General features: G+C 53.3%; 23 protein-coding genes, 1 pseudogene and 1 other annotated feature. Of the genes and pseudogenes, 5 read left to right on the top strand and 19 right to left on the bottom strand.

All coding sequences use genetic code 11. The features are described from left to right. Positions 1 to 14: 14 nt before the first annotated feature. A complete protein-coding gene (locus ETC05_RS12820) occupies positions 15 to 1667 on the bottom strand; it encodes a peptide ABC transporter substrate-binding protein (RefSeq protein ID WP_171661180.1) in 1653 nt (550 codons plus the stop codon). Between the two features lie 653 nt (positions 1668 to 2320). Between ETC05_RS12820 and ETC05_RS12815 the strand changes: the two genes are divergently transcribed. Together ETC05_RS12815 and trpS are read left to right on the top strand one after the other, a co-directional pair. Next, positions 2321 to 2695: a DUF3899 domain-containing protein gene (locus ETC05_RS12815; RefSeq protein WP_171661179.1), complete on the top strand. Its 375-nt coding sequence runs from the start codon at positions 2321 to 2323 to the stop codon at positions 2693 to 2695. 50 nt (positions 2696 to 2745) lie between these two features. Further along, positions 2746 to 2977, top strand: a binding site (T-box leader). 53 nt (positions 2978 to 3030) lie between these two features. Continuing rightward, positions 3031 to 4017 (top strand): tryptophan--tRNA ligase, encoded by a 987-nt coding sequence (gene trpS, locus ETC05_RS12810; RefSeq protein ID WP_031405093.1) that lies wholly within the window; start codon positions 3031 to 3033, stop codon positions 4015 to 4017. 62 nt (positions 4018 to 4079) lie between these two features. Here the strand turns inward: trpS and ETC05_RS12805 are convergent, their stop codons facing one another. The 5 genes from ETC05_RS12805 to ETC05_RS12785 form a co-directional block, all read right to left on the bottom strand. Next, complete coding sequence (locus ETC05_RS12805; protein ID WP_031405096.1) at positions 4080 to 4820, bottom strand: YjbA family protein; 741 nt, start codon at positions 4818 to 4820, stop codon at positions 4080 to 4082. A gap of 85 nt (positions 4821 to 4905) precedes the next feature. Then, complete coding sequence (locus ETC05_RS12800; protein ID WP_171661178.1) at positions 4906 to 5112, bottom strand: YuzI family membrane protein; 207 nt, start codon at positions 5110 to 5112, stop codon at positions 4906 to 4908. 93 nt (positions 5113 to 5205) lie between these two features. Beyond that, positions 5206 to 5994: a DUF2268 domain-containing putative Zn-dependent protease gene (locus tag ETC05_RS12795; RefSeq protein WP_171661177.1), complete on the bottom strand. Its 789-nt coding sequence runs from the start codon at positions 5992 to 5994 to the stop codon at positions 5206 to 5208. Positions 5995 to 6135: 141 nt separating this feature from the next. Beyond that, complete coding sequence (gene fabF / locus ETC05_RS12790) at positions 6136 to 7374, bottom strand: beta-ketoacyl-ACP synthase II (protein WP_031405104.1); 1239 nt, start codon at positions 7372 to 7374, stop codon at positions 6136 to 6138. A gap of 40 nt (positions 7375 to 7414) precedes the next feature. Continuing rightward, positions 7415 to 8347, bottom strand: a complete 933-nt coding sequence (locus tag ETC05_RS12785; RefSeq protein WP_031405106.1) for a beta-ketoacyl-ACP synthase III — start codon at positions 8345 to 8347, stop codon at positions 7415 to 7417. A 253-nt stretch (positions 8348 to 8600) separates the two neighbouring features. Here ETC05_RS12785 and ETC05_RS12780 point away from each other — a divergent pair, with 253 nt between their 5' ends. Then, positions 8601 to 8852: a hypothetical protein gene (locus tag ETC05_RS12780; RefSeq protein WP_171661176.1), complete on the top strand. Its 252-nt coding sequence runs from the start codon at positions 8601 to 8603 to the stop codon at positions 8850 to 8852. A gap of 34 nt (positions 8853 to 8886) precedes the next feature. Here the strand turns inward: ETC05_RS12780 and ETC05_RS12775 are convergent, their stop codons facing one another. After that, complete coding sequence (locus ETC05_RS12775) at positions 8887 to 9627, bottom strand: alpha/beta fold hydrolase (RefSeq protein ID WP_171661175.1); 741 nt, start codon at positions 9625 to 9627, stop codon at positions 8887 to 8889. Between the two features lie 133 nt (positions 9628 to 9760). Between ETC05_RS12775 and ETC05_RS12770 the strand changes: the two genes are divergently transcribed. Continuing rightward, a complete protein-coding gene (locus tag ETC05_RS12770; RefSeq protein WP_031405112.1) occupies positions 9761 to 9949 on the top strand; it encodes a YjzD family protein in 189 nt (62 codons plus the stop codon). A gap of 214 nt (positions 9950 to 10163) precedes the next feature. On the opposite strand, the gene clpB is transcribed toward ETC05_RS12770, so the two are convergent. The 9 genes from clpB to argC form a co-directional block, all read right to left on the bottom strand. Continuing rightward, the gene (gene clpB / locus ETC05_RS12765) at positions 10164 to 12749 is read right to left on the bottom strand and encodes an ATP-dependent chaperone ClpB (protein ID WP_171661174.1); all 2586 of its coding nucleotides are present in this window, start codon (positions 12747 to 12749) and stop codon (positions 10164 to 10166) included. A 113-nt stretch (positions 12750 to 12862) separates the two neighbouring features. Then, positions 12863 to 13042: a YjzC family protein gene (locus tag ETC05_RS12760; RefSeq protein ID WP_031405116.1), complete on the bottom strand. Its 180-nt coding sequence runs from the start codon at positions 13040 to 13042 to the stop codon at positions 12863 to 12865. A gap of 396 nt (positions 13043 to 13438) precedes the next feature. After that, positions 13439 to 14377: an ornithine carbamoyltransferase gene (gene argF, locus ETC05_RS12755; RefSeq protein ID WP_031405118.1), complete on the bottom strand. Its 939-nt coding sequence runs from the start codon at positions 14375 to 14377 to the stop codon at positions 13439 to 13441. Further along, positions 14374 to 17502 (bottom strand): carbamoyl-phosphate synthase (glutamine-hydrolyzing) large subunit, encoded by a 3129-nt coding sequence (locus tag ETC05_RS12750; RefSeq protein ID WP_171661173.1) that lies wholly within the window; start codon positions 17500 to 17502, stop codon positions 14374 to 14376. The genes argF and ETC05_RS12750 overlap by 4 nt, the downstream gene beginning before the upstream one ends. Next, entirely contained in the window at positions 17495 to 18559 is a 1065-nt protein-coding gene (locus ETC05_RS12745; protein ID WP_171661172.1) for a carbamoyl phosphate synthase small subunit, read from the bottom strand. Before ETC05_RS12745 ends, ETC05_RS12750 begins: the two co-directional genes overlap by 8 nt. Before the next feature lie 76 nt (positions 18560 to 18635). Beyond that, positions 18636 to 19808: an acetylornithine transaminase gene (locus tag ETC05_RS12740; RefSeq protein WP_171661171.1), complete on the bottom strand. Its 1173-nt coding sequence runs from the start codon at positions 19806 to 19808 to the stop codon at positions 18636 to 18638. Continuing rightward, positions 19805 to 20590: an acetylglutamate kinase gene (gene argB, locus ETC05_RS12735; RefSeq protein WP_171661170.1), complete on the bottom strand. Its 786-nt coding sequence runs from the start codon at positions 20588 to 20590 to the stop codon at positions 19805 to 19807. The genes ETC05_RS12740 and argB overlap by 4 nt, the downstream gene beginning before the upstream one ends. A gap of 12 nt (positions 20591 to 20602) precedes the next feature. Continuing rightward, on the bottom strand, positions 20603 to 21835 hold the full coding sequence (gene argJ / locus ETC05_RS12730) for a bifunctional ornithine acetyltransferase/N-acetylglutamate synthase (protein ID WP_305792251.1): 1233 nt from the start codon (positions 21833 to 21835) through the stop codon (positions 20603 to 20605). Positions 21836 to 21851: 16 nt separating this feature from the next. Continuing rightward, positions 21852 to 22886, bottom strand: coding sequence for an N-acetyl-gamma-glutamyl-phosphate reductase (gene argC / locus ETC05_RS12725; RefSeq protein ID WP_171661169.1), 1035 nt, complete (start codon positions 22884 to 22886; stop codon positions 21852 to 21854). Positions 22887 to 23208: 322 nt separating this feature from the next. Between argC and ETC05_RS12720 the strand changes: the two genes are divergently transcribed. Then, on the top strand, positions 23209 to 23895 hold the full coding sequence (locus tag ETC05_RS12720; protein ID WP_171661168.1) for a Crp/Fnr family transcriptional regulator: 687 nt from the start codon (positions 23209 to 23211) through the stop codon (positions 23893 to 23895). Positions 23896 to 24057: 162 nt separating this feature from the next. Here ETC05_RS12720 and ETC05_RS18315 read toward each other — a convergent pair. The 3 genes and pseudogenes from ETC05_RS18315 to ETC05_RS12705 all read right to left on the bottom strand — a co-directional run. Then, positions 24058 to 24225, bottom strand: a pseudogene (locus tag ETC05_RS18315) (RHS repeat domain-containing protein); the annotation flags it as partial. A gap of 161 nt (positions 24226 to 24386) precedes the next feature. Next, entirely contained in the window at positions 24387 to 24725 is a 339-nt protein-coding gene (locus tag ETC05_RS12710; protein ID WP_171661167.1) for an Imm8 family immunity protein, read from the bottom strand. Positions 24726 to 25240: 515 nt separating this feature from the next. Then, positions 25241 to 25524, bottom strand: a 284-nt coding sequence (locus ETC05_RS12705) for a zinc ribbon domain-containing protein (RefSeq protein WP_171661166.1), incomplete at its 5' end; no start/stop codon positions are given.

Raw genomic sequence — 25524 nt, 5'->3', positions numbered from 1 at the left:
CTTCTGCAGAACCATTACTCAATATATGCCCATTTGTAGCTGTAATCGCCGCCAAACGGATGCGAAACAATGTCTTTTACGTATTCGCGTTGCAAGTAGGCTGTGCCGCGTTGATACAGCGGAGCGATCGGCATTTCATCAAAAACGATTTTCTCCGCTTTCAGCATCGCATCCCAACGAGCTTGCAAATCGCTAAGCAGCGTTGTTTTGGCTTCTTTAATCAGTTTGTCATACTCGGCGTTCGACCAGCCTGTTTGGTTATGCGGGTTGTTCGTTGTCCACAGATCGAGGAATGTCATCGGATCTTGATAGTCCGGACCCCAGCCGGAATACGACAAATCATATTGCATTTTGGTTTCAAGCTCGAGTTTTTGTGCGAACGGTTGCTGCTTAATGTTGACCGTCAAGCCGGGCAAGTTTTTCTCAAGTTGCTCTTTAATGTATTCACCGACTTTTTTGGCAACATCACTGTCGTAGTTCAGCAGCTCAACCGTAAATTTGTCTTTCCCAAGTTCCTTTTTCGCTTGCTCCCACAATTTTTTCGCTTCATCGACATTGTAGGACATTAAATCGCCATTGGCATCACGGAAGTCTTTGCCGTCCGGACCGGTTACAAAATCTTTCGGAACCGCATAGTTGGCCACAACAGAACCGTTATTCAACAGTGTTTTTACCATCGCCTCTTTGTCGATGGCCATCGCAATCGCTTTGCGTGCATTGACGTTGTTCATCGGTTCTTTTTTCGTGTTCATGCGCAGCCAGAACAGACTTGGCTCCAATTCCGTATGGAAGTTCTTATCGTTTTTATACTTGTCGACAAATTCTGCCGTCAAGGTAGTGCGATCGGCTTGTTTCGTTTCATACAAGTTGACCGCTGTCGCCGTGTCTTTCACGACTTTGACATTGATTTTTTCCAGCTTGACTGTATCTTTGTCCCAGTAGTTCGGGTTTTTCGTGTAAACCCAGCCTTGTTCATGCTTCCATTCGCTCAAAACGAACGGGCCGTTGTACAGCGTCGTGTTGGCTTCGAGACCGTATTTGTCGCCTTGCGCTTTCACAAATTTCTCGTTTTGCGGCATGAACGTGCCGAATACCGTCAGGCTGATGAAATACGGAATCGGGTTTTTCAGCTCAACTTGAAGCGTGTAGTCATCAAGCGCCTTAACGCCCAACTGGTCAACCGGAAGTTTGCCGGTGTTGACTTCTTCCGCGTTTTTAATGTCATACATAATGTAAGCATATTCGGCTTTCGTTTTCGGATCAAGCACGCGTCTCCAAGCAAACACGAAGTCGTGCGCCGTCACCGGATCGCCGTTTGACCACTTCGCATCTTTGCGAAGCTTGAACGTGTACGTTTTGCCGTCTTGGCTCACTTCATAGCTTTCCGCTACTCCCGGCACCGGTTTGTTGTCTTTGCCTAAGCGGTACAGGCCTTCCATGACGTTGTTCAAGACGATAAACGATACTTGGTCTGTGGCGAGCGCCGAATCAAGCGATGGAATTTCCGAAGACTCGAGCAAGTTCAGCACCTGCTCCTTTTTCTCCGCCGGCTTTTCGCCGCCCTGGCCGCCTTGGGCATTGTTGTTGTCCTTGCCTCCTCCGCACGCCGCTAAAAACGTCGACAGCGCGAGAAGCAGGACGAGGAAGAAAGAGAATCGCTTCTTCACTAAAAACCCCCCTTAAAATTTATGTAGCGTATTACAAATCTTCTGAACCATTTGATTTCAGAAGATTGCACTTACATCGCTTATTATATCCTGTGTTAGTATATTTGAAAAGGATTTTTTTATTTTCTTAAATAAAAAAATTTCAAACTACTTACAAGTGGGATGAGGATCGGCTTGCATTTCCATCTGTGTTGTACTGACTTTTGTCACCATTGCAACTAAAAAATTTCTGCCTATAAAAAAGAAAGCGCTTACAATATAATTTTTTTGCTCTTCCTCTTAGCTTCGAAGCAAATAGTTCCTGAACTTCCAAGTTCTTTCCTTATTTTTCAATATAATTTTGTTAATAATTTTGACAACCTTCCCTCCTACATGATTGATCATCATGAACCAAGAAGACCTCCACTTTCACGCGTGAACCTAAGTGGGGATGAATTGATGTCTTTCTTCATTGTTCTTCCTCTTGCCTTCACAGAACAAAAGGGATAAAATGGAGGGGATAGAACACACGTTCCTTTGTATAGGAGGAAAGATCATGCATAAAAACCTATCGCTTTCGGTTGTACCCCATCTACCACAAGCGCAGCTCATCAACCAAGCGATCGCGTTCAAGGTAAAATAAACAATGACAAGGGAAAGGCGGGACAGACGATATGAAACAAACTGCTGTGCGGACTGGATGGCTCGTCGCCGCGATGCTGGCAGTGAGCGCACTCATCGTGGCGAGGCAAGGAGCATGGAGTACGGTGGCGTTTATTAACGTGTCGTTTTTGCTTTCCCTGTTGCCGCTGTCGCTCGGCGGGCTTTTGTTTGTTTATGAACGCGGGTTCTTCAGTGGATTTGCGTATGGATTCCGCCGATTGCGCAAGAGTGGAACAAAGGTGGAGCAGTATCTTGAAGAAACGGCTGCGGAACAGGAAACAGCAGAAACGCTCGGTCCGCGGCGCTTTGCCGTCACGTACCCGCTTCTTTTTTCCGGACTCCTTCTGTTTCTCGCGATGATCGCCGCCGGATATGCCGTGCAATAAGGTTGCAACAGCTGAATGTTTTCCGTATAATATAAGGCAAATTTAGAATAAACCGAGCGATGAGAAAGAAAAGTACATATGGCGATGCCTTCAGAGAGCTTGTGGAAGGTGCGAACAAGCGGCTAGCCATATGGAATGGGCTTTCGAGCTTCCCGCCGAACCGGCGACGCAGTAGGCGAGGACGTTCCCCGCGTTACAGGGGGCCATGCGTGAAGCATGGGCTGAGTGATTGCGCCATGAGCGCAATAAATAGGGTGGCACCGCGGTCCTACCGTCCCTATCGAAAGAGGGATGACAGGACCTTTTTTATTTTTTGTTTGAGGGAGTGAAGATCGATGAAAACCATTTTTTCTGGCATTCAGCCAAGCGGCGTCATCACACTTGGCAACTACATTGGGGCGCTGCGGCAGTTTGTCGAGCTGCAGCATGAATATAACTGCTATTTTTGCATCGTTGACCAACATGCGATTACCGTTCCGCAAGACCCCGACGAACTGCGGCAAAACATTCGCCGCCTCGCCGCTTTGTATTTAGCCGTCGGCATCGACCCGACGCAGGCGACGTTGTTCATCCAGTCTGAAGTGCCGGCGCACGCTCAAGCCGCTTGGATGCTGCAGTGCATCGTTTATATCGGCGAACTGGAGCGGATGACGCAATTTAAAGAAAAATCGGCCGGCAAAGAAGCAGTCAGCGCCGGGCTGCTCACGTACCCGCCGCTGATGGCCGCTGACATTTTGCTTTATAACACCGACATCGTGCCGGTCGGCGATGATCAAAAGCAGCATATTGAATTGACGCGCGATCTAGCCGAGCGCTTCAACAAACGGTATGGCGAGCTGTTCACCATTCCCGAGGCGCGCATTCCGAAAGTCGGCGCCCGTATCATGTCGCTTGTCGACCCGACGAAAAAAATGAGCAAATCCGATCCCAACCCGAAAGCGTACATTACACTGCTTGACGATGCGAAAACGATCGAGAAGAAAATCAAAAGCGCCGTCACCGACTCGGAAGGAACGATCCGCTACGACAAAGAAGCAAAACCAGGCATTTCGAACTTGCTCAATATTTATTCGACGTTATCCGGTCAGTCGATCGAGGAGTTGGAGCGGCAATACGAAGGAAAAGGGTACGGCGTCTTTAAAGCCGACCTCGCTCAAGTGGTCATCGAAACGCTTCGACCGATTCAAGAGCGATATCACCATTGGATGGAAAGCGAGAAGCTTGACCGCGTGTTGGATGAAGGGGCGGAAAAAGCAAATCGGGTGGCATCGGAAATGGTGCGCAAAATGGAGCAAGCCATGGGGCTTGGGCGGCGACGGTAAATAGCCGCATCCAGCAAAGCCATGCAAAAAACGGGCAGGCGCCTGTCGCCTTGGCCCGTTTTTTAATTGACTTTCGGTTCTTGCTCCATTTCCCACAGTTTTTCGAAAAACGGCTGCCCTTTGATCAAGTTTTCGCACAGTTGCTCATGCCGTTCGGACCACCCGTATTTCGTCTCGTTATACAATTGTTCCCACGCTTCATCAAAAGACATTTGTTGAATAGCGGCGTATTTTTCCGGCGCCCATTCCGTATACCAATAGCGCATCTGGGCGGTATTTTTTGTCGAATAAAGCTGGTCAAGCGCCATAAACAGCAGCTGTTTCAACTGCCGCTCTTTGCGCGTGAGACCGCACATCAGTTCCGGTGCCGGGGATAAAATGTGGTATTCTTTTTCATACCTCGGCAGCGGATAGTCCCGTTCCTCCGCTTCGGCCGCCATTTCGTAGACGAGTTGTTCCTGACGCGGAATGAGGCGGCTTTTGCGAATCGGGATTTGATAACCGATTGTATCGACAGCCAAAACGCCGGCGCCGTCCGTGACAACGAAACAATAGTCCAGCTGAATGCGTTCATGGTTTTTGCGGACATACGCCTTCTGATACACATCTTCCAGCAACGGCTTCGGAAGATCGGACAAGCTGTTTTCAATGTAATGAAACAGGGCCGGGGATACTTTTAACAGCGGCACTTGGTCAAGCAGCTCAATTTGATCATCCTTGCGCCATTCGTGAAAATGGCAGACATTGTATCCGTTCTCTTCTCCTTCAAACCAGTTGACCCAAATGTCGTGCAGATAAAGCATGCAAGACCCCTCACTTCCAGACGTGTTTGTCCATCAGTATAGGCAGAGGGGGAGAATTTTATTCCATTTCGTCCTCTTTTCCCCTCTAGGGGTTGCGGCTTGGAAACGTCAAGCTCCCCCACATCAGCAAGAGGCCGATGGGGAATAAATAACATTCCACCCTTGTCGAAATATAAGATACGTATTCGCTAAAACCGCGCTCTGGGGTGATGATGTTTAAATAGGCAATCACCATCATGCCGCCGACAACCGAAAAGCCGAAACCGACCAAATAAAAAAACAGGCGGACCATCGGGCTTCCCTTCCTTCTTGTCCACATCCTTGTTTCTACATATATGTTGATTTCGTGGACAACATGCCTGTTTGCCGCCCAATGCGCCCTTTGCTACTCCATGACAAATCCCGACAATGCCGCAATTTCTTTGGCTTCCATCGCCATCAGTTGGGCGAGCGAATGCCCTCGCTCAAGGCAGCGGCGGACGATGGCATACCCAACGGCATACCCCCCCATTTTCGGATGCCATCCAAATCCGTACAAAATGCGGGAAGTATGTGGATGCGAAACGGGCAAATGTTGGTTCGGGACAATATAGCGCCGCCAAAATCGTTCCATCTCCCGGTCAGTGTAATACTTCGTCCATCCCGCGCACTGTTCGGCACCGACCGTTTCGGCGACGGCATGCTCCGCCAGTCCTTCCATGACGACGGCATCGAGCAATGTCGCATCCTGGCCGTCGTTCGGCAACTGCTTGAGACGGCATACATGGTTGTATTCATGCGCCACCAACGCGGCGATCTCCTCGTCGCGATGATCCGGCAGCAAGAAGAAAAACAACTTATCGGCAAACGCCACCCCGCCTTTTCCTTGAAACTCGCGCTTCAGCTTCCGGTTTTCGTCATCCGCCGGCAGCAAAAACACCGGCACATCCGGGCCTTTCCACACCGCCTGCTGCCGTTCATAAAGCCGGCCGACGCGCGCCCAGAGCCGGCGCTCTCTCATCCTTGGCAACAGGCGCGCCGCCTGCTGGGCGCTGCGGTACATCCCATACCGCCGCAGATAGGCAGAAATGTCCCGCGCCGACGCCTCGTTGAAAAACGGCGCCAACCGGGCGCACAACCGGAGCGGATCGCCTTCATCCTCTTCAAGCCATCGATCGGTCGGCAGCAATCCCATCGCTTTTCCCTCCTACCCCTACGGTATGCCGGCGGGGAAAAGACAGTGAACAAAACAAAAAAGAGAGCCTGGCGCTGAACCGAATCCGCCGTCAGTCACGCGTTTTCGGCTTTGCTCAACCAAGGCTCTCCTTTTCATCCATTACGCATATTTTTTAAAAATCAATGTCGCGTTATGGCCGCCAAATCCAAATGAATTGCTTAAGACCGCACGCACGTCTTGCTTGCGCGCTTCATTCGGCACATAGTCGAGGTCGCATTCCGGATCCGGCGTTTCATAGTTGATTGTCGGCGGAATGACGCCGTCGCGGATCGCCAATACGGAGAAAATCGCCTCCACGGCGCCCGTCGCCCCGAGCAAATGCCCGGTCATCGACTTCGTCGAGCTGACGGCGAGCCTATACGCATGATCACCGAACACTTCTTTGATCGCCGCCGTCTCATATTTGTCATTGTATTCCGTGCTCGTGCCGTGGGCATTGATGTAATCGATGTCCTCGGGCTTCAAGCCGGCGTCTTGAAGCGCCTGGCGCATCGCCCGTACGCCGCCTTCGCCGCCCGGCGCGGGCGCGGTGATATGATACGCATCGGCCGTCGCGCCGTAGCCGACAATTTCCGCGTAAATCTTCGCGCCGCGGCGCAGCGCGTGCTCCAGTTCCTCAAGAACGACGATGCCGGCCCCCTCTCCCATGACGAACCCATCGCGATGTTTGTCAAACGGACGGCTCGCCGTTTTTGGGTCTGGATTGGTTGAGAGAGCCGTATTGGCGCAAAAGCCGGCGAACGACATTTTCGTAATCGGCGCTTCCGTCCCCCCCGTGATCATGACATCGGCGTCGCCGCGCTGAATGACTTTAAACGCATCACCGATTGAATTCGCCCCCGTGGCGCAAGCGGTCACTGTGCACGAATTGATCCCTTTCGCGCCAAGGATGATCGATACTTGCCCAGCGGCCATATCCGGGATCATCATCGGCACGAAAAACGGGCTCACTCGACGATAACCGCGTTGCTGGAAAATCTCAAACTGCTGTTCAAACGTCTCCATGCCGCCGATGCCAGAACCGATCCAAACGCCGACCCGTTCAGCGTTGCTTTCATTAATGTTGAGATTGGCATCTTTGACCGCCATGAGCGCTGCCGCGACGGCGAATTGGGTAAATCGGTCCATCTTCCGCGCCTCGCGGCGGTCCATAAACAGCGACGGGTCGAAATCTTTCACTTCCGCCGCCACTTTCGCCGGAAAGTCGTCCGGATTGACGCGGGTGACAATGTCGATGCCGGACTGGCCGGCGATAATGTTTTTCCACGTCGTTTCTGCGTCATTTCCAAGCGGGGTGACGGCGCCTATGCCTGTCACGACGACTCGTCTTTTTTCCATCGCTTCCGTCTCTCCTTTTATTCGAATAATGGATGTGCCGTTAACGGCCCCAACGCAAGGCGATTGCGCCCCACGTCAGCCCGCCGCCGAATCCGACCATGACGATGAGATCATCGTCAGCGATTTTGCCCGCTTCCAACTCTTCGACAATCGAAATCGGAATGGATGCGGCCGACGTGTTGCCATATCGGCGGATCGTCGTCGATATTTTTTCTTCCGGCAGCTCGAGCCGCTGTCTGGCCGCTTCGACGATGCGAATGTTCGCCTGATGAGGAATGAGAAAGTCGACATCGTCTTTCGTGAGTCCGGCTTTTTCCAGCACACGCACGCTGGACTCTCCCATTTGCCGAACGGCGAATTTGAACACTTCACGGCCGTTCATGACGATATATTCGTCTTTGTATAAATATTTTCCTCCTGTTCCGTCAGCTCCCAACTCAAAAGATAAAATGCCGCGCCCGGGCGACACTGGCCCCATGACGACCGCTCCGGCGCCGTCGCCGAACAGCACCGCCGTATTGCGATCGGTCCAGTCGGTAATTTTCGATAGTTTGTCCGCCCCCACTACTAATATATACTTGTAGACACCGGTGTCAATAAATTGGGAGGCCGTGACCATCCCATACATAAATCCGGCGCAGGCAGCACTGAGATCCATCGCGGCGGCGTTGACAGCCCCAAGCCGCTCTTGCAGCATGCAGGCGACCGACGGAAACGGACGGTCCGGGGTGACGGTGGCAACTAAAATGAGATCAATGTCTTTCGCCTCAATGCCGGCATCTTGAAGCGCCTTTTCTGCGGCAAAATACGCCATATCGGACGTATCAATGTCATCTGCGGCGATGCGGCGCTCCTCGATCCCGGTGCGCGTCCGGATCCATTCATCCGATGTATCCATCATTTTTTCCAAATCAAAGTTGGTCAACACCTTTTCCGGCACGTAGCGGCCAACCCCGATAATTCCTGCTCCCATATCATCCATCTCCTCTTTCCCAAAATGGCGAAACATGCTCACGCCGACAACCAAACTTGAATGTACAATCAGTCTACATCACCAATTATTATTACTTGGTACTAATTTTAGCCGAAAGAGCGTGGATGCGCAATAGAAAACGAAAGTTGAACCATCACTTTCCGTTCCCCCAAGACATTTGTCCAAACCGTTTTTTCCTTTCTACCATACAATACAAATACGAACAACCATCGCACGAAAGGGAGGATCGCCCATGGCCAACGGCGAAGCGCAAGAACAACAGCGCGAACGACAAGACCGCTTTTCCCGCCTGATGTTCGGATCTTTTCCTTCCCTGGCAACCGGCGAGCACAAAGATCAAGGGAACGGGATAGAGCCGCCTTCACTGCCGAACATCGATTTCATGAAGCTGTTTGAAAATGTCAATACGCTAGCCGACTCATTGCAACAATTAAAACCGCTCGTGAAAAAGATCACCTCGCTCGTCGACTTATTGAAAAAATAGCAGACGCACCGATCGATGCGTCTGCCCTTGTCGTTTATGGGAGTTCATTGTATTGGTAGAAAAATTGCCCGATTTGCTGAGCCAGTTGGCGCCGTTTCTCCGGCAGCTCGTAAACGACGCGCACCCGAGTGTTTGTCGTTTTCATCCATTGTTCATATTTACGGCTATGCAAGGCGGATGGATACGGGCTCACTCCGGCCAGCTGCCAAATCGTCACCGGAACGTCATGAGGACTGAGAAAGAGGGACGGAACAGCCTCCAGCACCTCCTCCTCTTTCAAGCCATAGGCAGTCGCGATTTCCTTCACCATCCGCCGGTACACGAATGGATGTTCCTGTTCATAGTCAAGCTGGGCGCGTACGTCAAGGCAAGGGTTGATCATGGCGACGGCGCGGATTTGGCTTGGCATGGCGCCAAGCAGCTGCAAGGCGACGAGCGCGCCCATTCCTTCGGCAACGATATAGATGCGCTGGTTCAAAATTTCGCTTTTCAACACCGAGTAAATGAGCTGGCGCGCCAGCCGGACCGCTTTCGGGCTTCCCCAATGCCGGCCGTACAAATGGGACGAAAAGACCGTATACCCGCGTTCCAACCAATCTTCCAACCATTGCCGCCGCCCCGGATGCTCGAACCAAAAACTTGTCTGTTCGTTCACGTAATGATCGCCGTCCCCCATTAAAAAAACGGCAAACCCATTTGGGCGCTCCGGCACGTGAACGATGCACCATTGCTCATCAAGTTGAAAAAACCGCCGTTGTCCTGCCATCGTTTCCATTCACCCTTGTTTGGCAATGCATAATGGTACAGTATACGATATGCGCGGCTGAAAAAAACGTCCGGGTATATGCCTACACGACAAATTGTGATAAGATAAGAAAAGGAATGACGCGAAGATAGGAGGAACAAAGATGCGCTTATTTTGGACGTTTTTCTGGACGTTTTTGCTCGTGCAGATGGCGACGTACGTCATGGGCTCGATGCAAGGCATCGGCTACAACTTCACAACCGGCGCCTTGCTCGGCGTGATCGTGACCGTTTTGATCGTCATTGTCGCTGCTTTGATTCCGGATGAGCCGGCTGGGGATCATCACCATTGATCATTTCCTTATACGACAACGCCTTGGGACTTTCGTCCCAAGGCGTTGTTTTTGTCATCCCTAACCGAGAAGACCCGTTCCAACACGTATATAGGTGTAAGTGGAGGGCGATTCCATCTCTATTGATCTGATCTGGGCTTGTGTTTTCCGTCCATGCTGCGCTCCGACAGACAAAAAGTACGTCTCTCCGCATCGGCGGGCCCCTTCGGTTTGTCTATACCGACGGACGAATGACGAGCCGTCCGTTGTCAACATCAACCATGACGGTGCTATACTCTTTCACCCGCCCGGCGATCAACTCTTTGGCAAGAGGCGTTTCGATTTGCTTTTGCATAAACCGTTTGAGCGGGCGGGCGCCGTACACCGGGTCGAAGCCCGCTTCGGCGATGTATTGCTTCGCCGCTTCGGTCAGCGCGAGTTCGATATGCCGATCGGCCAAACGGCCCGACAATTCGCGGGCGAATTTGTCGACGATGCCTTTTACTTCGTTCATCGACAACGGCTTGAACAAGACGATATCGTCGATGCGGTTTAAAAACTCGGGGCGGAAATGGGCGCGCAATTGGCCAAGCACTTGGTTGCGCGTGCCCTCATCGATGCCGCCCTGGTTGTTTTCCAATAACAGCGGCGAGCCGATGTTCGATGTCATGATGATAACCGTGTTTTTAAAATCGACCGTCCGTCCGTGCGAATCGGTGAGCCGCCCGTCATCCAGCAGTTGCAGCAGGATGTTGAACACGTCCGGATGCGCTTTTTCGATTTCATCAAACAACAGAACGGAATATGGCTTGCGCCGCACCGCCTCGGTCAGCTGGCCGCCTTCCTCATAGCCGACATAGCCGGGCGGCGCTCCGATCAAGCGGGAGACAGCGTGTTTTTCCATATACTCGGACATGTCCAGACGAATCAGTTGCTCCTCACTGTCAAACAGTGCTTCGGCGAGCGCTTTGGCCAGTTCCGTTTTGCCGACGCCGGTCGGTCCAAGGAACAAAAACGAGCCGATCGGGCGGTGCGGATCTTTCAAGCCGGCGCGCGCCCGCAAGATGGCATCGGCGACGAGCCCGACCGCCTCCTCTTGACCGATGACCCGCCTGTGCAGCCATTCATGAAGGCGAAGCAGCTTTTCCCGCTCCCCTTCGACAAGGCGGGTGAGCGGAATGCCTGTCCAGCGCGACACGATTTCGGCAATCTCTTCTTCCGTCACTTCCTCACGCAGTAATTTCCCTTCACTTTGCTCACTGATTTCCTGCTCAAGCTGTTTGAGTTGCTTTTCCAGCTGCGGAATGCGGCCATGGCGAAGCTCGGCCGCCTTGTTTAAATCATACTCGTTTTCCGCCTCTTCCAGTTCACGTTTTGCCCGCTCGAGCGCCTCGCGCAGACGGCGGACGCGGTCAAGCGCTTCTTTTTCCTGCTGCCATTGCGCTTTCATGGCATTCGCTTTTTCACGCAAATCAGCGAGTTCTTTTTGCAATGCCGCAAGCCGCTCGCGGCTCGCTTCATCCGTTTCTTTGCTTAATGCCGCCTCTTCAATCTCGAGCTGCATGACGCGGCGCATCACTTCATCGAGTTCGGACGGCATCGAATCCATTTCCGTGCGGATCGTCGCGCACGCTTCATCGACCAAATCAATCGCTTTGTCAGGCAAAAAGCGGTCAGAGATGTAACGGTCGGACAACACCGCAGCCGCGACGAGCGCGCGATCGTGAATTTTCACGCCATGGTGCACTTCGTACCGCTCTTTCAGCCCGCGCAAAATCGAAATCGTGTCTTCGACGCTCGGCTCTTGGACCAATACTTGTTGGAAGCGGCGCTCGAGCGCCGGGTCTTTTTCGATGTATTGCCGGTACTCATCAAGCGTCGTCGCTCCGATACAGCGCAGCTCGCCTCGGGCGAGCATCGGCTTTAACATATTGCCGGCGTCCATCGCCCCCTCGGCCCGGCCGGCGCCGACGATCGTATGCAGCTCGTCAATGAACAAAATGATGCGGCCGTCGCTTTTTTTGATTTCATTGAGCACCGCTTTCAGCCGCTCTTCAAATTCACCGCGAAACTTCGCTCCAGCAACAAGCGCACTCATATCAAGTGCGAAAATCGTTTTGTCTTTCAAGCCTTCCGGGACGTCTTTGCGCACGATGCGCTGGGCGAGCCCTTCCACAATGGCCGTTTTCCCCACGCCCGGCTCGCCGATCAACACCGGATTGTTTTTCGTTTTGCGCGACAAAATGCGGATGACACGGCGAATTTCACTGTCGCGGCCGATGACCGGGTCGATTTTCCCTGCTCTGGCTTCCGCCACTAAATCGCGTCCGTATTTGGTCAATGCCTCGTACGTCGCCTCTGGATTCGGACTTGTCACGCGTTGATTCCCCCTTACTTTTGTCAATGCGGCCAACAGCGCTTCACGAGTCACCCCAAACGGCGCCAGCTGCCGGGCGACCGGCTCGGCGCCGCGAGGCAACGCGAGCAACACATGTTCAACCGATATGTACTCGTCTTGCATTCGTTTTGCTTCCGCTTCGGCTTCCTCAAGCAGCCGCGCCAAGGCGGGCGCAACATATAGCTGCCCATTCGCCCCATGCACTTCCGGTTTTTGACGAAGCTGGTGGCGCAGCCAGTCAGCGGCCTTTTCCTTGTCAGCGCCCGAAAGCTCCAACAACCGCGGCGCCAGGCCGCCTTCTTGTTCAAAGAGCGCCAACAGCAGGTGCTCGACATCGAGCTGTTGATGATGCCGTTCTTTGGCGAGCGATTGCGCCGCCATGAACGCCTCTTGCAGTTTTTCCGTCAAACGGCTTGCATCCATGCCGTTCCCTCCATTTGACCTTTTTTGACTATAAATGATTATAGCGGATCCACCGCCCGGTAAGCAAACCAAAAGCCACTCCGCGATGGGAATGGCTTTTCGTTTCATCCGCCTTACGGCTTGCGCAAATACGTCCAATGCCGGTTATGGTTCGACGTTTCCGGAAACGTGTCACCGGCTTTCAGTTTCAGCTTTTTTGGATGTTTCACATTGTCTCCCGTTTCGCCGATCTCAATGTAAATGCCGTTGTTCGGCGCTTTGTCTCCCGGTTTAAAATGGCGCGGTTGACCCATTTGTTTCATCCCCCTTGCTTCGATTGCATTTGTTAGCATTCCCAGTTTCGCCGCTGTTCATAAGAAGGGAAATGATGGGGCCGCCGCACACGGAGCGCTAACCCTTTTACAAAAGGGCAGACGGAAACGGTTGTCTGCCTTTAAGATGAGGCAAAACCTATCGTGCGGCCAAAGCCGTCAAAGAGCGTGTCCCCAAAGGATCGGGACACGCTCTTACAGGCCGGTGAAAAACGGCGGCCACAAGCAAATCAATCAGCGGCATTTGGCCAAAAAAGAAGGCTGATTTCGCTAGGCTTCTCTAACTGAGAAACAGATGGAATCGCAGCATTTTGTACGAAATCACCGCCCCTCTTAGTCAGAGCGAAAAAGGAACTCCCGAAGCGGGAATTCCTTTTTCTATAGGATCGACACTAAAATCGCTTTTTGGGCATGAAGCCGGTTGCCGGCCTGCTCAAAGACGAACGAGTTCGGTCCGTCTATAACGCCGGCGGTCACTTCCTCGCCGCGGTGGGCCGGCAGGCAGTGCAAAAAGAGGTAATCGGGTTTTGCCGCTTTGACGAGCTCTTCATTCACTTGGTACGGCTGAAACACGCGAAGCCGCTCGGCGCTTTCGCTCTCTTGGCCCATGCTCGTCCAGACATCGGTATAAATCGCATCAGCCCCCGCCACGGCCTCAAGCGGGTCGTGGGTCACCGTGACAGCGGCGCCCGTTTTTTCCCCTATTTGGCGCGCCGCCTCCACATAGGCGGCTTTCGGTTCATAGCCGGGCGGACAGGCGATGGCCACATCCATGCCCACTTTCGCCGCGGCTGCTAGGAGCGCGTTGGCGACGTTGTTGCCGTCGCCGACATAGGCGAGCTTGACGCCTTGGAACGTTTTCTTCACTTCATAAATCGTCAGCAAATCCGCCAGCGCTTGGCACGGATGGTCGTCATCGGTCAAGCCGTTGATGACCGGAACCGACGCGTATTCCGCCAATTCTTCGACCTTTTCGTGGGCAAACGTCCGGATCATCATGACATCCACGTATTGCGATAAGACGCGCGCCGTATCGGCGATCGTTTCGCCGCGGCCGAGCTGCAGGTCGTTGCCATTCAAGTAGAGCGCTTGGCCGCCGAGCTGGATCATGCCGACTTCAAACGACACGCGCGTGCGCGTTGACGGCTTTTCAAAAATCATCGCCATCGTTTTGCCGACAAGCGGCGTATACGGAATCCCCGCTTTTTGTTTCGCCTTTAAGTCGGCGGCGAGCGCCAACAAATCGAAAATTTCGTCTGTGGAAAAATCAAGCAGCGTTAACACATCTCTTCCTTTCAGTGACATGACTGCATTCATAAAATCACCGCCTGTTCTGCCTGTTTTTTCTTTTCCAGCCAGCCGTGGATCGGCTGCACATCCAGCTGATCGACATCGAGCGCCTGCAAGAAGAGCTTCAACGTCTCGGGCTCTGTGAAGACGAGCAATTGTCGGGACAACGCAGCCATTCGTTTCGGCGCCTCGCCTTCCTCTTTGCCCAAGTCGATCACCGCCAGCGCCGCATCGCGTTTCACCCACTCAGCAAACGGGAGCTCGGACACAATCACCAGCTGTTTCGCTTCGATTTCCGCCGCCAGCGCTTCATCGATGCCGCCGATGACGTAAATTTCATTGGCGTTCGCTTTCTTTTGCAAGTAGGCGTAAAACGCCTTGTACGCCGCTTCTTCCTTCGTCGCGGCGATGCTGATGCCTTCACCGGTCGATTTCATTTCCGGCCCAACGGTCGGGTCAACGCCCGGCAGTTTGTACGTGGAAAATACGGGGTACTTCAACACAACGTACGGCATGACCGCCAATTTACGCATGTTTTCATCGACCATGTCGACAAGCGATTTCCCAAGCAATAATTTTGTCGCAATTTGCGCCAGCGGTACGCCGGTCGTTTTGCTGACGATCGGCACCGTCCGGCTCGCGCGCGGATTGACTTCAAGCACATACACATGGCCATCGGCAATGACATATTGAATGTTCATGATTCCTTTGAAGCCGAGTTTGTTGGCAATTCGGCCCGCATAGTCGATGATTTTCGCTTTTTCTTCGTCTGTGAGCGTCTGCGCCGGCAGCCAAGCGTAGCTGTCGCCGGAGTGGACGCCGGCTTTTTCGACATGTTCGATGATCGTCGGCAGCAACAGGTCCGTTCCGTCTGTCACGATGTCTGCCTCCGCCTCTTTCCCGTCCAAATACGCATCGATCAAAATCGGATACGTCAACTCACCTTGTTCGATCAACGCGGCAAGCTGGATCTCGTTCCGGACGATGAACATGCCGCGGCCGCCGATCACATACGACGGGCGGAGCAGCACCGGATAGCCGATCTCGGCCGCTTTGGCGGCGAGCTCTTCGGCGTTGTTCGCCATCAAGCCGGGGACGTGCGGAATGTCAAGCTCCTCAAGCAACTGGTAAAAACGGTCGCGATCTTCCAGCTGGTCAATGATATCGTAGGTGACGCCAAGCAGCGGCACACCGGCTTCCTCGAGTCCTTTGACCAAATTGATCGCCGTCTGGCCGCCGAATTGAACAATGATATGCTTGATTTGTTCGGCTTCAATGACATCGAGGACGCTCTCTAAGGTCAATGGCTCAAAGTACAGGCGGTCAGCGACGGCAAAATCGGTCGACACCGTTTCCGGATTGTTGTTGATCATCACCGTCTCATACCCTTCTTGTTGCAACGCGAACACGCTGTGAACAGAGCTGTAATCAAACTCAATCCCTTGGCCGATGCGAATCGGTCCGGCGCCGATGATCAGCACTTTCTCCTTGCCGCTCGCTTTCTTCCGCTCGTCTTCGCCGAAATACGTCGAGTAGTAGTAATCCGTTTCCGAATGGAACTCGGCCGCACACGTGTCAACCATTTTGTACGACGGCACGATGCCAAGCTCTTTCCGCTTGCGGCGCACGTCAAGCTCGGTCACGCCCCACGTTTCGGCCAAAAAGGCGTCGCTGCATCCTTTTTCTTTCAAAAAGCGGAAGGTCGCTTCATCAATCGTATCGATTGACGCAGCTGCCGCCTGTTTTTCGAGCGCCACGAGCCGCTCAAACGAGCGAAGGAAAAAGCGGTCGATTTTCGTCCATGCGTGAATGTCTTCGACCGTCACCCCGCGGCGGAGCAATTCCAACATGGCGAAAAAGCGGCGGTCGTCTTTGTCAACAAGCAGTTGTTTCAGCTCATCGTTCGTTTTCGCCGCAAGTTCCGGCCAAAACAGCCCGTTGTTTTTGCCTTCAAGCGACTGCACTGCTTTTTGGAACGCTCGCTCCATGTTGCGGTCGATCGCCATCACTTCTCCGGTCGCCTTCATCTGCGTGCCAAGCTTGCGGTCGGCGTACGGAAACTTGTCAAACGGCAAGCGCGGAAACTTGACGACGACATAATCCAAGGCTGGCTCGAAGCTGGCATACGTCGTTTTCGTCACCGGATTGACGAGCTCGGCCAGCGTATAGCCGACAGCCAGCTTGGCGGCGATGCGGGCGATCGGATAGCCGGTCGCTTTCGAGGCGAGCGCTGACGAACGGCTGACGCGCGGGTTGACTTCGATTAAGTAGTATTGCTTGCTGTTCGGATCAAGGGCGAATTGAATGTTGCAACCGCCGATGATCCCTAAGGCCGAAATGATTTTCACCGCTGAAGAACGAAGCATTTGGTATTCCTCATCCGTCAGCGTCTGCGACGGCGCGACGACGATCGAATCGCCGGTATGGATGCCGACGGGATCAACGTTTTCCATATTGCAAACCGTGATGCACGTATTCGATTGGTCGCGCATCACTTCATATTCAATCTCTTTAAATCCGGCGACGCTCCGCTCGATTAAACATTGGCGAATCGGGCTTTCGGCCAAGCCTTTTTCCACCAGCGCAATGAACTGCTCCATGTTGTCGACAATGCCGCCGCCCGTCCCACCGAGCGTATATGCAGGACGAATAATGATCGGAAAACCGATTTTTTCGGCAAACGCGACCGCTTCTTCGACGCTTGTGACAATTTCGCTCTCCGGCACCGGTTCGCCAAGCTCCTGCATCAGCGCGCGGAACGCTTCGCGGTCTTCTCCGCGCTGAATGGCTTCAATCGGTGTTCCGAGCAGTCTCACCCCGTATGTTTCCAGCACGCCGGCTTCATGCAGCTGAAACGCTAAGTTGAGCCCAGTCTGGCCGCCGAATGTGGCCAGCAGCCCATCCGGCCGTTCCTTGGCGATGATCGCTTCGACGGCGTCGACGGTGAGCGGTTCGAAATAGACGGCATCGGCGTGGACGTCATCGGTCATGATCGTTGCCGGATTGTTGTTCACTAAAATGACGCGGTATCCTTCTTCTTTTAAGGCGATGCACGCCTGCGTGCCGGAATAGTCAAACTCAGCCGCTTGGCCGATGACGATCGGCCCCGACCCGATCAGGAGAATCGATTGAAGCGAGGAATCTTTAGGCATAGACTTTCTCTCCCTTTGCGACGGTTTGCAAAAACTCATCGAAAATATAGCCGGTATCGTGCGGCCCCGGATGCGCCTCCGGATGGTATTGCACCGATAAAATCGGCTTATGGCGATGGATCATCCCTTCGATGGAGCCGTCGTTGACGTTGATGAAGCGAATGGCAAACGGTGTGGCCGCCAAACTGCCCTCTTTGACAACATAGCTATGGTTTTGCGATGTCATGACGACGTTTTGTTTCACCGCGTCCCACACCGGCTGATTCGCTCCGCGATGACCGAAGCGGAGCTTTTCCGTATCCGCCCCGTACGCCAGGGCGACAAGCTGATGGCCAAGGCAGATGGCGAGCGTCGGATACCGATCGATCAGCTGGCGAATAACGGGAAGCTGATGGCGCAGCTGTTTCGGATCGCCAGGGCCGTTGGAGAGGACAAGCCCATCCGGCTTGAGCGCCTCAATCGCTTCCGGCGTCGTATCGTGCGGCACGACCGTCACCTGGCAGCCGCGCGCAACGAGCGAGCGCAAAATCGATTTTTTATAGCCGAAATCGAGAAGCACAATATGCGGCCCTCCGTGGCCATACGTCTCCATTCTTTTCGTCGACACAGCGCGCACCGGGAACGCTGCTTCTTCACGGAAGACAGAGGGAACGGACGACAAGCTTAACTCCGCCATCATCGTCCCTTCGGTGCGGATTTCTTTGACAAGGGCGCGCGTATCGACGTGGGTGAGCAGCGGAATGTTCCAATGCCGCAAATATTCTGCCAGGCTGTATTTCGCCCCGTAATGAAACCCTTCACGGCTCGCCTCGTAGACGATGACCGCCTCCACATGCGGGCGCTTGCTTTCAAAGTCTTCTTCGTTGATGCCATAATTGCCGATGAGCGGATACGTAAAGACGATCATTTGATTTTTATACGACGGATCGGTCAGCACCTCTTGGTACCCGGTCATGCCGGTGAAAAAGACGATCTCCCCGCTCACCTTTTCCACCAGCGGAACGGCGAGCTCGCCGCTGAACGTTTTTCCGCTGGCCAGATGCAAGTACGCTTTCATTGGCGCCACCTCATCGTTTGATTTTTATAACCGTTATCGAATTTTTATGCATGAACAGGAATAAAAATGAGCCCCTTCAACCATCAGGTGACAACACGGCCGACGCCTCCGCGTTTTTCAACACCGCTGCCAACATCTCGACCGCTCGATCGATTTCCGCTTTCGTGACGACAAGCGGCGGCAGCAGGCGGATCACCTTCGGTCCGGCCGGCAAAACAAGCAGGCCGTTTTCATGGATCAGCGGCAAAAGCGGCCCGACATCCATTTGGCATTCCACACCGACCAGCAGTCCGAGCCCGCGCACGTCCGTGACGATGTCAAGCGGGGAGAGCGCCTCGTTTAACCGTCCAAGCAAGTAGCTCCCCTTTTCTTGCACCTCTTGCAAAAACGCCGGATCGAACACGACCTCAAGCGTCGCCTTGGCGGCGGCCATCGCGATCGGGTTGCCGCCAAACGTCGATCCGTGCACCCCAGGACCGAACGACTCCTTTAAAAACGCCTTGCCGATCATCGCACCCACCGGAATGCCGCTGCCAAGTCCTTTGGCGACCGTCATGATATCCGGCTCAATGCCAAAATGCTGGTAAGCAAACGGCTTCCCGGTCCGGCCGATGCCGGTTTGCACTTCGTCAATGATCAGGAGCGCGCCGTATGTTTGGCACAGCTCGGCCGCCGCTTGCAAAAACGCCGAGTCCACCGGGCGGACGCCCCCTTCGCCTTGGACGACCTCAAGCATCACCGCCGCGATCTCATCGCTCATGGCTTCTTTCAGCGCAGCCACATCATTGAACGGCAAATGGATAAATTCCGGAAGGAGCGGTCCGAATCCGCTATGCACTTTCTCCTGCCCGGTCGCCGCCATCGTCGCAAACGTCCGGCCGTGAAACGATTGCTGGAACGTAATCACTTTGTGCCTTCCCGTATGTTTGCGCGCCAGCTTTAACGCCGCTTCGTTTGCCTCGGCCCCGCTGTTGCAGAAAAAGACGCAATCTCCGGCGCTATGAGCGACAAGCAAGGAAGCGACTTCTTCCTGAATCGGGATCGTAAACAGATTCGATACGTGCCAATATTGGTTGAGCTGTTGTTCAATCGCCTTTTGGACGTGCGGATGACGATGGCCGAGGTTGCAAACAGCAATGCCGGAAACGAAATCGAGATATCGTTTTCCGTTGACATCGGTCACCACCGTGCCTTCCGCCGATTGCACAGCAATCTTCCAGCGGTTGTATGTCGGAAACAGCGCGCTCATGATGAGTAGACCCCCACTTCGTTTTCTTTTCGAATCGTTGTCCCGTGCCATCTTCCTTGCTCATAAAACGGCGTTTTGCCGCTGACGATCACCACTTCCGGCAGCGCATCGGACAAGGCGGAGAGCGCTGCCTTCACTTTCGGGATCATCCCGCCGGTGATGACGCCGGCTTCGAGCAACTGCTCGACCATCTCCGCTGTCACTTCCTCGACGAGCGCGCCGTCTTGCAAAATGCCAGGCACGTTCGTCACAAAGGCGAGCTGGCTCGCGCTGATGGCTGCGGCCACCGCCCCGGCCGCCGTGTCAGCGTTAATGTTGTACGTTTGCCCGCTTTGGTCGATGCCAAGCGGGGAAATAACCGGGATGTAGCCCGCTTCAAGCAGCGTGCGCAAAAGACGGGAACGAACCGTTTTCACCCGGCCGACATAGCCAAGTTGATTCAAGTCAATCGGTTCCGCTTCGAGCAGCCCTCCGTCCACGCCCGAAACGCCGACCGCCGGCAAGCCGCGCTGGGTGAGCATGGCGACGAGCTGTTTGTTCACTTGGCCCGAGAGCACCATTTCTACAACGGCAAGCACGTCTTTGGTCGTTTTCCGCAAGCCGTTGACAAACTCGCTCGGCACCGCCAGTTTTTTCAACATTCGCCCTATTTCCGGGCCGCCGCCGTGGACGATGACGACATTCATCCCTTGTTCGCGCATCGTTTTCACGCTGGCAAAAAAGGCGGGAGACAGCTCATCAAGCACGCTGCCGCCGCATTTGATCACGACCGTGTTCCCCATTTCTCTCTCCCCTTATGTCCGGTAGCTGGCGTTAATTTTCACGTAATCGTACGTCAAGTCGCAGCCCCAAGCGATCCCAACGCCATCGCCGATATGAAGATCGACGTCAATGACGATCATGTCGTTTTTCAGGTAGGCGGCCGCTTCCTCTTCGGAAAACGGCTGCGGCTCGCTCCCTTTCAACATCACGATCGGCCCGATGGCAACATCGACGTTGTCCGGGTTCACGTCGGCATCCGCATAGCCGATCGCGCCGATGATTCGCCCCCAGTTGGCGTCTGCGCCGTAAACGGCCGTTTTCACCAAGTTGGAGCCGACGATTTGCTTGGCGATTTTTTTCGCTTCGTCATCCGTTTTCGCGCCGCGCACGCGCACTTCAATGAGCTTTGTCGCTCCCTCGCCGTCTCTCGCAATTTGTTTGGCCAAGTCCTCGCACGTTTTTCGCAGCGCTTCGTAAAAGTTCCCCCAATCCGGATGATCGGGCGTCAGCTCGTTATTCCCAGCCAAGCCGCTTGCCATGACGATGACCATATCGTTCGTCGACGTATCGCCGTCGACCGTAATTTGGTTAAACGAAACGTCCGTAGCCGCTCGCAGCGCCGCCTGCAGCACCGGCGGCGAAATATTGGCATCGGTCGTAATGAATGCAAGCATCGTCGCCATGTTCGGGTGAATCATCCCCGACCCTTTCGCCGCCCCGCCGATCGTCACCGTTTTGCCGTCCACCGTCGTTTGGTAACAAGCGCGCTTCATCACCGTATCGGTCGTTAAAATGGCGGTTTGAAACGCTTCGGCATCCGCCATCGCCGCTCCCGGGACAAGCGTTTCGATGCCGGCGCGGATTTTCTCCATCGGCAAATATTCCCCGATCACGCCCGTTGAAGCGACGGCCACATGATGCGGCGCGAGGCCGAATTGTTTCGCGCACAGGTCGCGCATTTCATACGCGTCGCGAAGCCCTCGCGCACCGGTGCAGGCGTTCGCGCAGGCGCTGTTGACGATGACCGCCTGCAATGTTTGCTCGACCGCAAGGCTTTCCTGCGTCACTTTCAGCGGCGCGGCCTGAAAATGGCTTTGGGTATACACAGCGGCGGCCGAAGCTGGCACGTCGCAGATAATGACTCCTAAATCGTTTTTCGAATAGCGCAGCCCGGCTTGCACTCCGGCCGCTTGAAATCCTTTCGGCGTGACGATCGTTCCATCGGCAAGCGCCGTCACTTGCGCCGTTTGTTTCGTCATTGTCATCGTTCGTTCCCCTTCCTCACGGATAGATCGGCAAGGATGGGAGGCCCGCCGCCTCATCCCACCCCATCATCAAATTGAAGTTTTGCACCGCCTGCCCGGCAGCCCCTTTCATCAAGTTATCGATCACCGCCACGACCGTCACCCGTCCCGTCCGCTCATCATAGGCGAGGCCGATGTCGCAATAGTTCGAGCCGTACACTTCTTTCGTTGCCGGAAACTGCCCTGGCTTGCGAATGCGGACAAACGGCGAATCTTCGTAACTTGTTTTATATAAATCTAGTAAATCGCTAAGGGAAAGCGGCTGTTTCGCCTTCGCGTACATCGTCGCCATAATGCCTCTTGTCATCGGGATCAAATGGGTGCTGAACGTGATCGGCTCCATCGCCTCGTTCCATGTTCCGAGCATTTGTTCAATTTCCGGAATGTGCTGATGGGTATTCACTTTATAAATTTTCACGTTTTCGTTGACTTCGGAAAAATGCGTCCCGAGCCCTGCTTTCCGTCCCGCGCCCGACACGCCCGACTTCGCATCAACGATGACCGAGTCTTCGCTGACCCATCCTTCTCTGACAAGCGGAGCCAGACCAAGCAGCGTCGCCGTCGGATAGCAGCCCGGGTTGGATAAAAGCTCGGCCTCGCGGATCGCTTCCCGGTTCCACTCGGTCAATCCGTACACCGCCCGCTCCAAATACGCGGCCGGCGCCGCCTCACGCCCGTACCATTGTGCGTACAGCGCGCCGTCTTTCAAACGGAAATCACCCGATAAGTCAATCACTTTCACTCCACGGTCAACAAGCGCCGGCGCCCACTCCCCCGACACCCCGGGCGGCGTGGCGAAAAAGACCGCGTCATACTTGGCGAGCGCCTCGATATCCAGTTTATACAACACCGCCCCGTCAACCGCGCCGACGTGCGGGAAGCTCTCCGACAAATGAATCCCATCTTGCGACGACGAATAGACGTCACAGCGGTCAACGTGCGGATGCCCGTGCAACAAGCGAAACAGCTCCGCGCCGCTGTATCCCGTCGCCCCGATGATTGCCACTTTCATGACGTTCCCCCTCACCCGTGTGCCTCATGTAGTACCCATTATAATACTGTATAAAAATAAAATCAAATGTATATTTAATAATTTTTGAGGAATTTTTTTCTTTCTCATTCACCTCCCAATGGAGCGGCCAAACCTGCTCTGACTGCACTGATGGAATCCATTCTTTTATCCATCCCCCATTGACTCCAGCGTACAGACGATCACGAAAGATTCAACCAATGTTCAACAAGTTTTCAATCTTTCCACTATCCTTATATTGACTTCCCTCTTTTTTCCTGTACACTGTTATATAGCGACACATTCTACGCAAGGTTGTGATCCGATGAACGAGGTTGAATCTCGTGAATGGCAGAAATGGCTTACATCACTTGGACATGATCTTCGCCTTGAGAAAGGAACGTACTTGTTTCAAGAAGGGGAAAAGGCAGACGAGATTTACTATATTCAATCGGGGAAAATCCAAATCAGCAAAATGGACATGGACGGACGAGAGCTCACGCTGCGCATTTGCAGCGAGGGCGATTTGATCGGCGAGCTGACGCTCTTTTGCCCCGGTGCCCGCTACATGTTGACGGCGAAAGTGTTGGAAGATGGCGTCGTTTCCGCCATTAAGCGCGAGACGCTCGAACAAGAGCTCGCCAACAACCCGAAGCTGGCCATCGAGTTCATGAAATGGATGAGCCTCCATTTCCGCAAAACACAAACGAAATTCCGCGATTTGATTTTGCATGGCAAAAAAGGGGCGCTCTATTCCACGCTCATCCGCCTTTGCAACAGCTACGGCGTGATGAAAGAAGACGGCATTTTGATCGACCTGCCTCTTACAAACCAAGAACTTGCCAACTTTTGCGGCACCTCCCGCGAAGTCGTCAACCGCATGCTCGGCGACTTGCGGAAAAAAGGCGTCATCTCCGTGCAAAAAGGAAAAATTCGCGTCCACCATTTGCAATACTTGCGCGATGAGATCGCCTGCGAAGGCTGCCCGCCCGAGCTGTGCAGCATTGACTGACGGTCGGGTGCGGCAAAAAAGAAGGGGCTGACCTCCAAAGATCGCCTTACGCCCTTTGGAGACAGCCTCTTGAAACTTCAATCATGGTTGTCTTCTCCAAACAATTTCTCTCTCCTCCGCCGCTTTTTCTTGTCTCAGGTTGTTTTTTGCTTGCAAAAAATAGCGGCGGCCATCTTCATCATATTTGTACGTCACAAACGGCGCGCTTTCGCCTTCTCGGGTGATCGCGACAAGCGGATCGGCGGCGCTCCGTTCATACCGATACTGGCCGTCTTGGAAGCGGTTGCCGTTCACATTGTGCGTGATCGTTTCATCACCTTTATATATAAGAGGCTAGTGATTTCGTGCAAAATACCGCTGAGTTCCACCCATTTCTCAATGAGAGAAACCTCGCAAAATCGGCTTTCTTTTCTGAATGAAAATGCCTCCAATTGGTGTGTGGCAGCGGTTTTTCACCGGCCTTCTAAAAAAATTCTGATTTATACTTCGATTTAATTTTCATACTCCCAAATAGCGTAACGACTAATAGCTAAAGCTGTTTCGCCCCAAGTTTTTCTTGAACAATGGGCAAGTATTTTTTTGAGACGATCCTCTACACTTTTAATATTAAAGTCTTTCATGATAAACAATCCTCTCGCTATCTCCAATCCTGACTTTTCCACCATATTTTCTAACCTTTTTGGACTTGTAACATAAATAGTAAATACTTCAGCAGAATCCGAGTTCCCCTTGATACCAATATCCGCTTCAATTTCTATCCAAAAATCATCAACCTTCTCTCCCCAGTCTTCCTCCATTATCGTTAAACAAAACAATTCAGGGATTATCATGTATACGACTCCCTTCATGTATATAGAACTTTTCTAAGAGGCCGGTGAAAAACGGCAATTTCCCTTGATCGATGGGAAGAACGTGTGAAAAGCGATCCCAATGCTACAAAGCTTTTCGATTTAAGAAACGATGCTCGAGAGCATGATGTGCCCTTTCGTCACCGCCCGTCTACATCCAGCTTCCCCCATCGCTCTGCGTTACACATTACTTGATGCCGTTAGAATAATTTAGGAACAACGTATTAGCAATTTCTTGTGGAATTTGTTGATTTACAAAATTGAGTTCCACCCACGATAAAACTGTTTGATCAATAGAACGCCAAGTTTATGAACCTCTCCCACCTACACTTCGCTTAGAGGTGGGAGTTTCTTACTACTCGATCGACGAAGCTTCAACGCAGAAGAAGGCGGTCTTCTTCGGCTCGATAGGAGGATCGGAAGTCTTCCCGACCGATTCAGTAAGCAACATCGGTCTCCCACCGATGGGGCGGTCCCACCCGTCTACTACTTCTTGCTTACGCAATCCGTAGATACGTGAGCGTCGTTGGCACATCCCAAGGAACGATCTCTTGGTAGAGCGCCTTGCTCAAAATGTTGCGGGCGCCGTGGATGTCCCGATGTTCTTGATATCCGCAAGAACAGACAAAGATTCGGGTGGAACTTTTTCTTCTCTTTTGGCAGACAGGACATGTCTGACTCGTGTACGATTCGTCGACTTCTTTCAAACGAATACCTTGTTGGGCTAATTTATAGGCAAGATATCGCTTGACTTTCCCAAAAGACCAGTTGGAGAGCTTTT

Source organism: Geobacillus sp. BMUD, from assembly GCF_013096845.1.
GTDB lineage: Bacteria > Bacillota > Bacilli > Bacillales > Anoxybacillaceae > Geobacillus > Geobacillus vulcani.
Note: the sequence above shows the minus strand (reverse complement) of the source record. Positions and strands in the feature narration are given on the sequence as shown.

What these genes read in the sequence shown, in the direction of transcription:
- ETC05_RS12805 (WP_031405096.1), bottom strand. Translation starts at nt 4,820, where the DNA reads ATGCTTTATCTGCACGACATTTGGGTCAACTGGTTTGAAGGAGAAGAG.
- ETC05_RS12775 (WP_171661175.1), bottom strand. Translation starts at nt 9,627, where the DNA reads ATGGAAACGATGGCAGGACAACGGCGGTTTTTTCAACTTGATGAGCAA.
- fabF (WP_031405104.1), bottom strand. Translation starts at nt 7,374, where the DNA reads ATGGAAAAAAGACGAGTCGTCGTGACAGGCATAGGCGCCGTCACCCCG.
- ETC05_RS12815 (WP_171661179.1), top strand. Translation starts at nt 2,321, where the DNA reads ATGAAACAAACTGCTGTGCGGACTGGATGGCTCGTCGCCGCGATGCTG.
- trpS (WP_031405093.1), top strand. Translation starts at nt 3,031, where the DNA reads ATGAAAACCATTTTTTCTGGCATTCAGCCAAGCGGCGTCATCACACTT.
- argJ (WP_305792251.1), bottom strand. Translation starts at nt 21,835, where the DNA reads ATGACAATGACGAAACAAACGGCGCAAGTGACGGCGCTTGCCGATGGA.
- ETC05_RS12720 (WP_171661168.1), top strand. Translation starts at nt 23,209, where the DNA reads ATGAACGAGGTTGAATCTCGTGAATGGCAGAAATGGCTTACATCACTT.
- ETC05_RS12745 (WP_171661172.1), bottom strand. Translation starts at nt 18,559, where the DNA reads ATGAAAGCGTACTTGCATCTGGCCAGCGGAAAAACGTTCAGCGGCGAG.
- ETC05_RS12760 (WP_031405116.1), bottom strand. Translation starts at nt 13,042, where the DNA reads ATGGGTCAACCGCGCCATTTTAAACCGGGAGACAAAGCGCCGAACAAC.
- ETC05_RS12785 (WP_031405106.1), bottom strand. Translation starts at nt 8,347, where the DNA reads ATGGGAGCAGGAATTATCGGGGTTGGCCGCTACGTGCCGGAAAAGGTG.
- ETC05_RS12710 (WP_171661167.1), bottom strand. Translation starts at nt 24,725, where the DNA reads ATGATAATCCCTGAATTGTTTTGTTTAACGATAATGGAGGAAGACTGG.
- ETC05_RS12780 (WP_171661176.1), top strand. Translation starts at nt 8,601, where the DNA reads ATGGCCAACGGCGAAGCGCAAGAACAACAGCGCGAACGACAAGACCGC.
- clpB (WP_171661174.1), bottom strand. Translation starts at nt 12,749, where the DNA reads ATGGATGCAAGCCGTTTGACGGAAAAACTGCAAGAGGCGTTCATGGCG.
- argB (WP_171661170.1), bottom strand. Translation starts at nt 20,590, where the DNA reads ATGGGGAACACGGTCGTGATCAAATGCGGCGGCAGCGTGCTTGATGAG.
- argF (WP_031405118.1), bottom strand. Translation starts at nt 14,377, where the DNA reads ATGAATGCAGTCATGTCACTGAAAGGAAGAGATGTGTTAACGCTGCTT.
- argC (WP_171661169.1), bottom strand. Translation starts at nt 22,886, where the DNA reads ATGAAAGTGGCAATCATCGGGGCGACGGGATACAGCGGCGCGGAGCTG.
- ETC05_RS12750 (WP_171661173.1), bottom strand. Translation starts at nt 17,502, where the DNA reads ATGCCTAAAGATTCCTCGCTTCAATCGATTCTCCTGATCGGGTCGGGG.
- ETC05_RS12795 (WP_171661177.1), bottom strand. Translation starts at nt 5,994, where the DNA reads ATGGGATTGCTGCCGACCGATCGATGGCTTGAAGAGGATGAAGGCGAT.
- ETC05_RS12770 (WP_031405112.1), top strand. Translation starts at nt 9,761, where the DNA reads ATGCGCTTATTTTGGACGTTTTTCTGGACGTTTTTGCTCGTGCAGATG.
- ETC05_RS12740 (WP_171661171.1), bottom strand. Translation starts at nt 19,808, where the DNA reads ATGAGCGCGCTGTTTCCGACATACAACCGCTGGAAGATTGCTGTGCAA.
- ETC05_RS12800 (WP_171661178.1), bottom strand. Translation starts at nt 5,112, where the DNA reads ATGGTCCGCCTGTTTTTTTATTTGGTCGGTTTCGGCTTTTCGGTTGTC.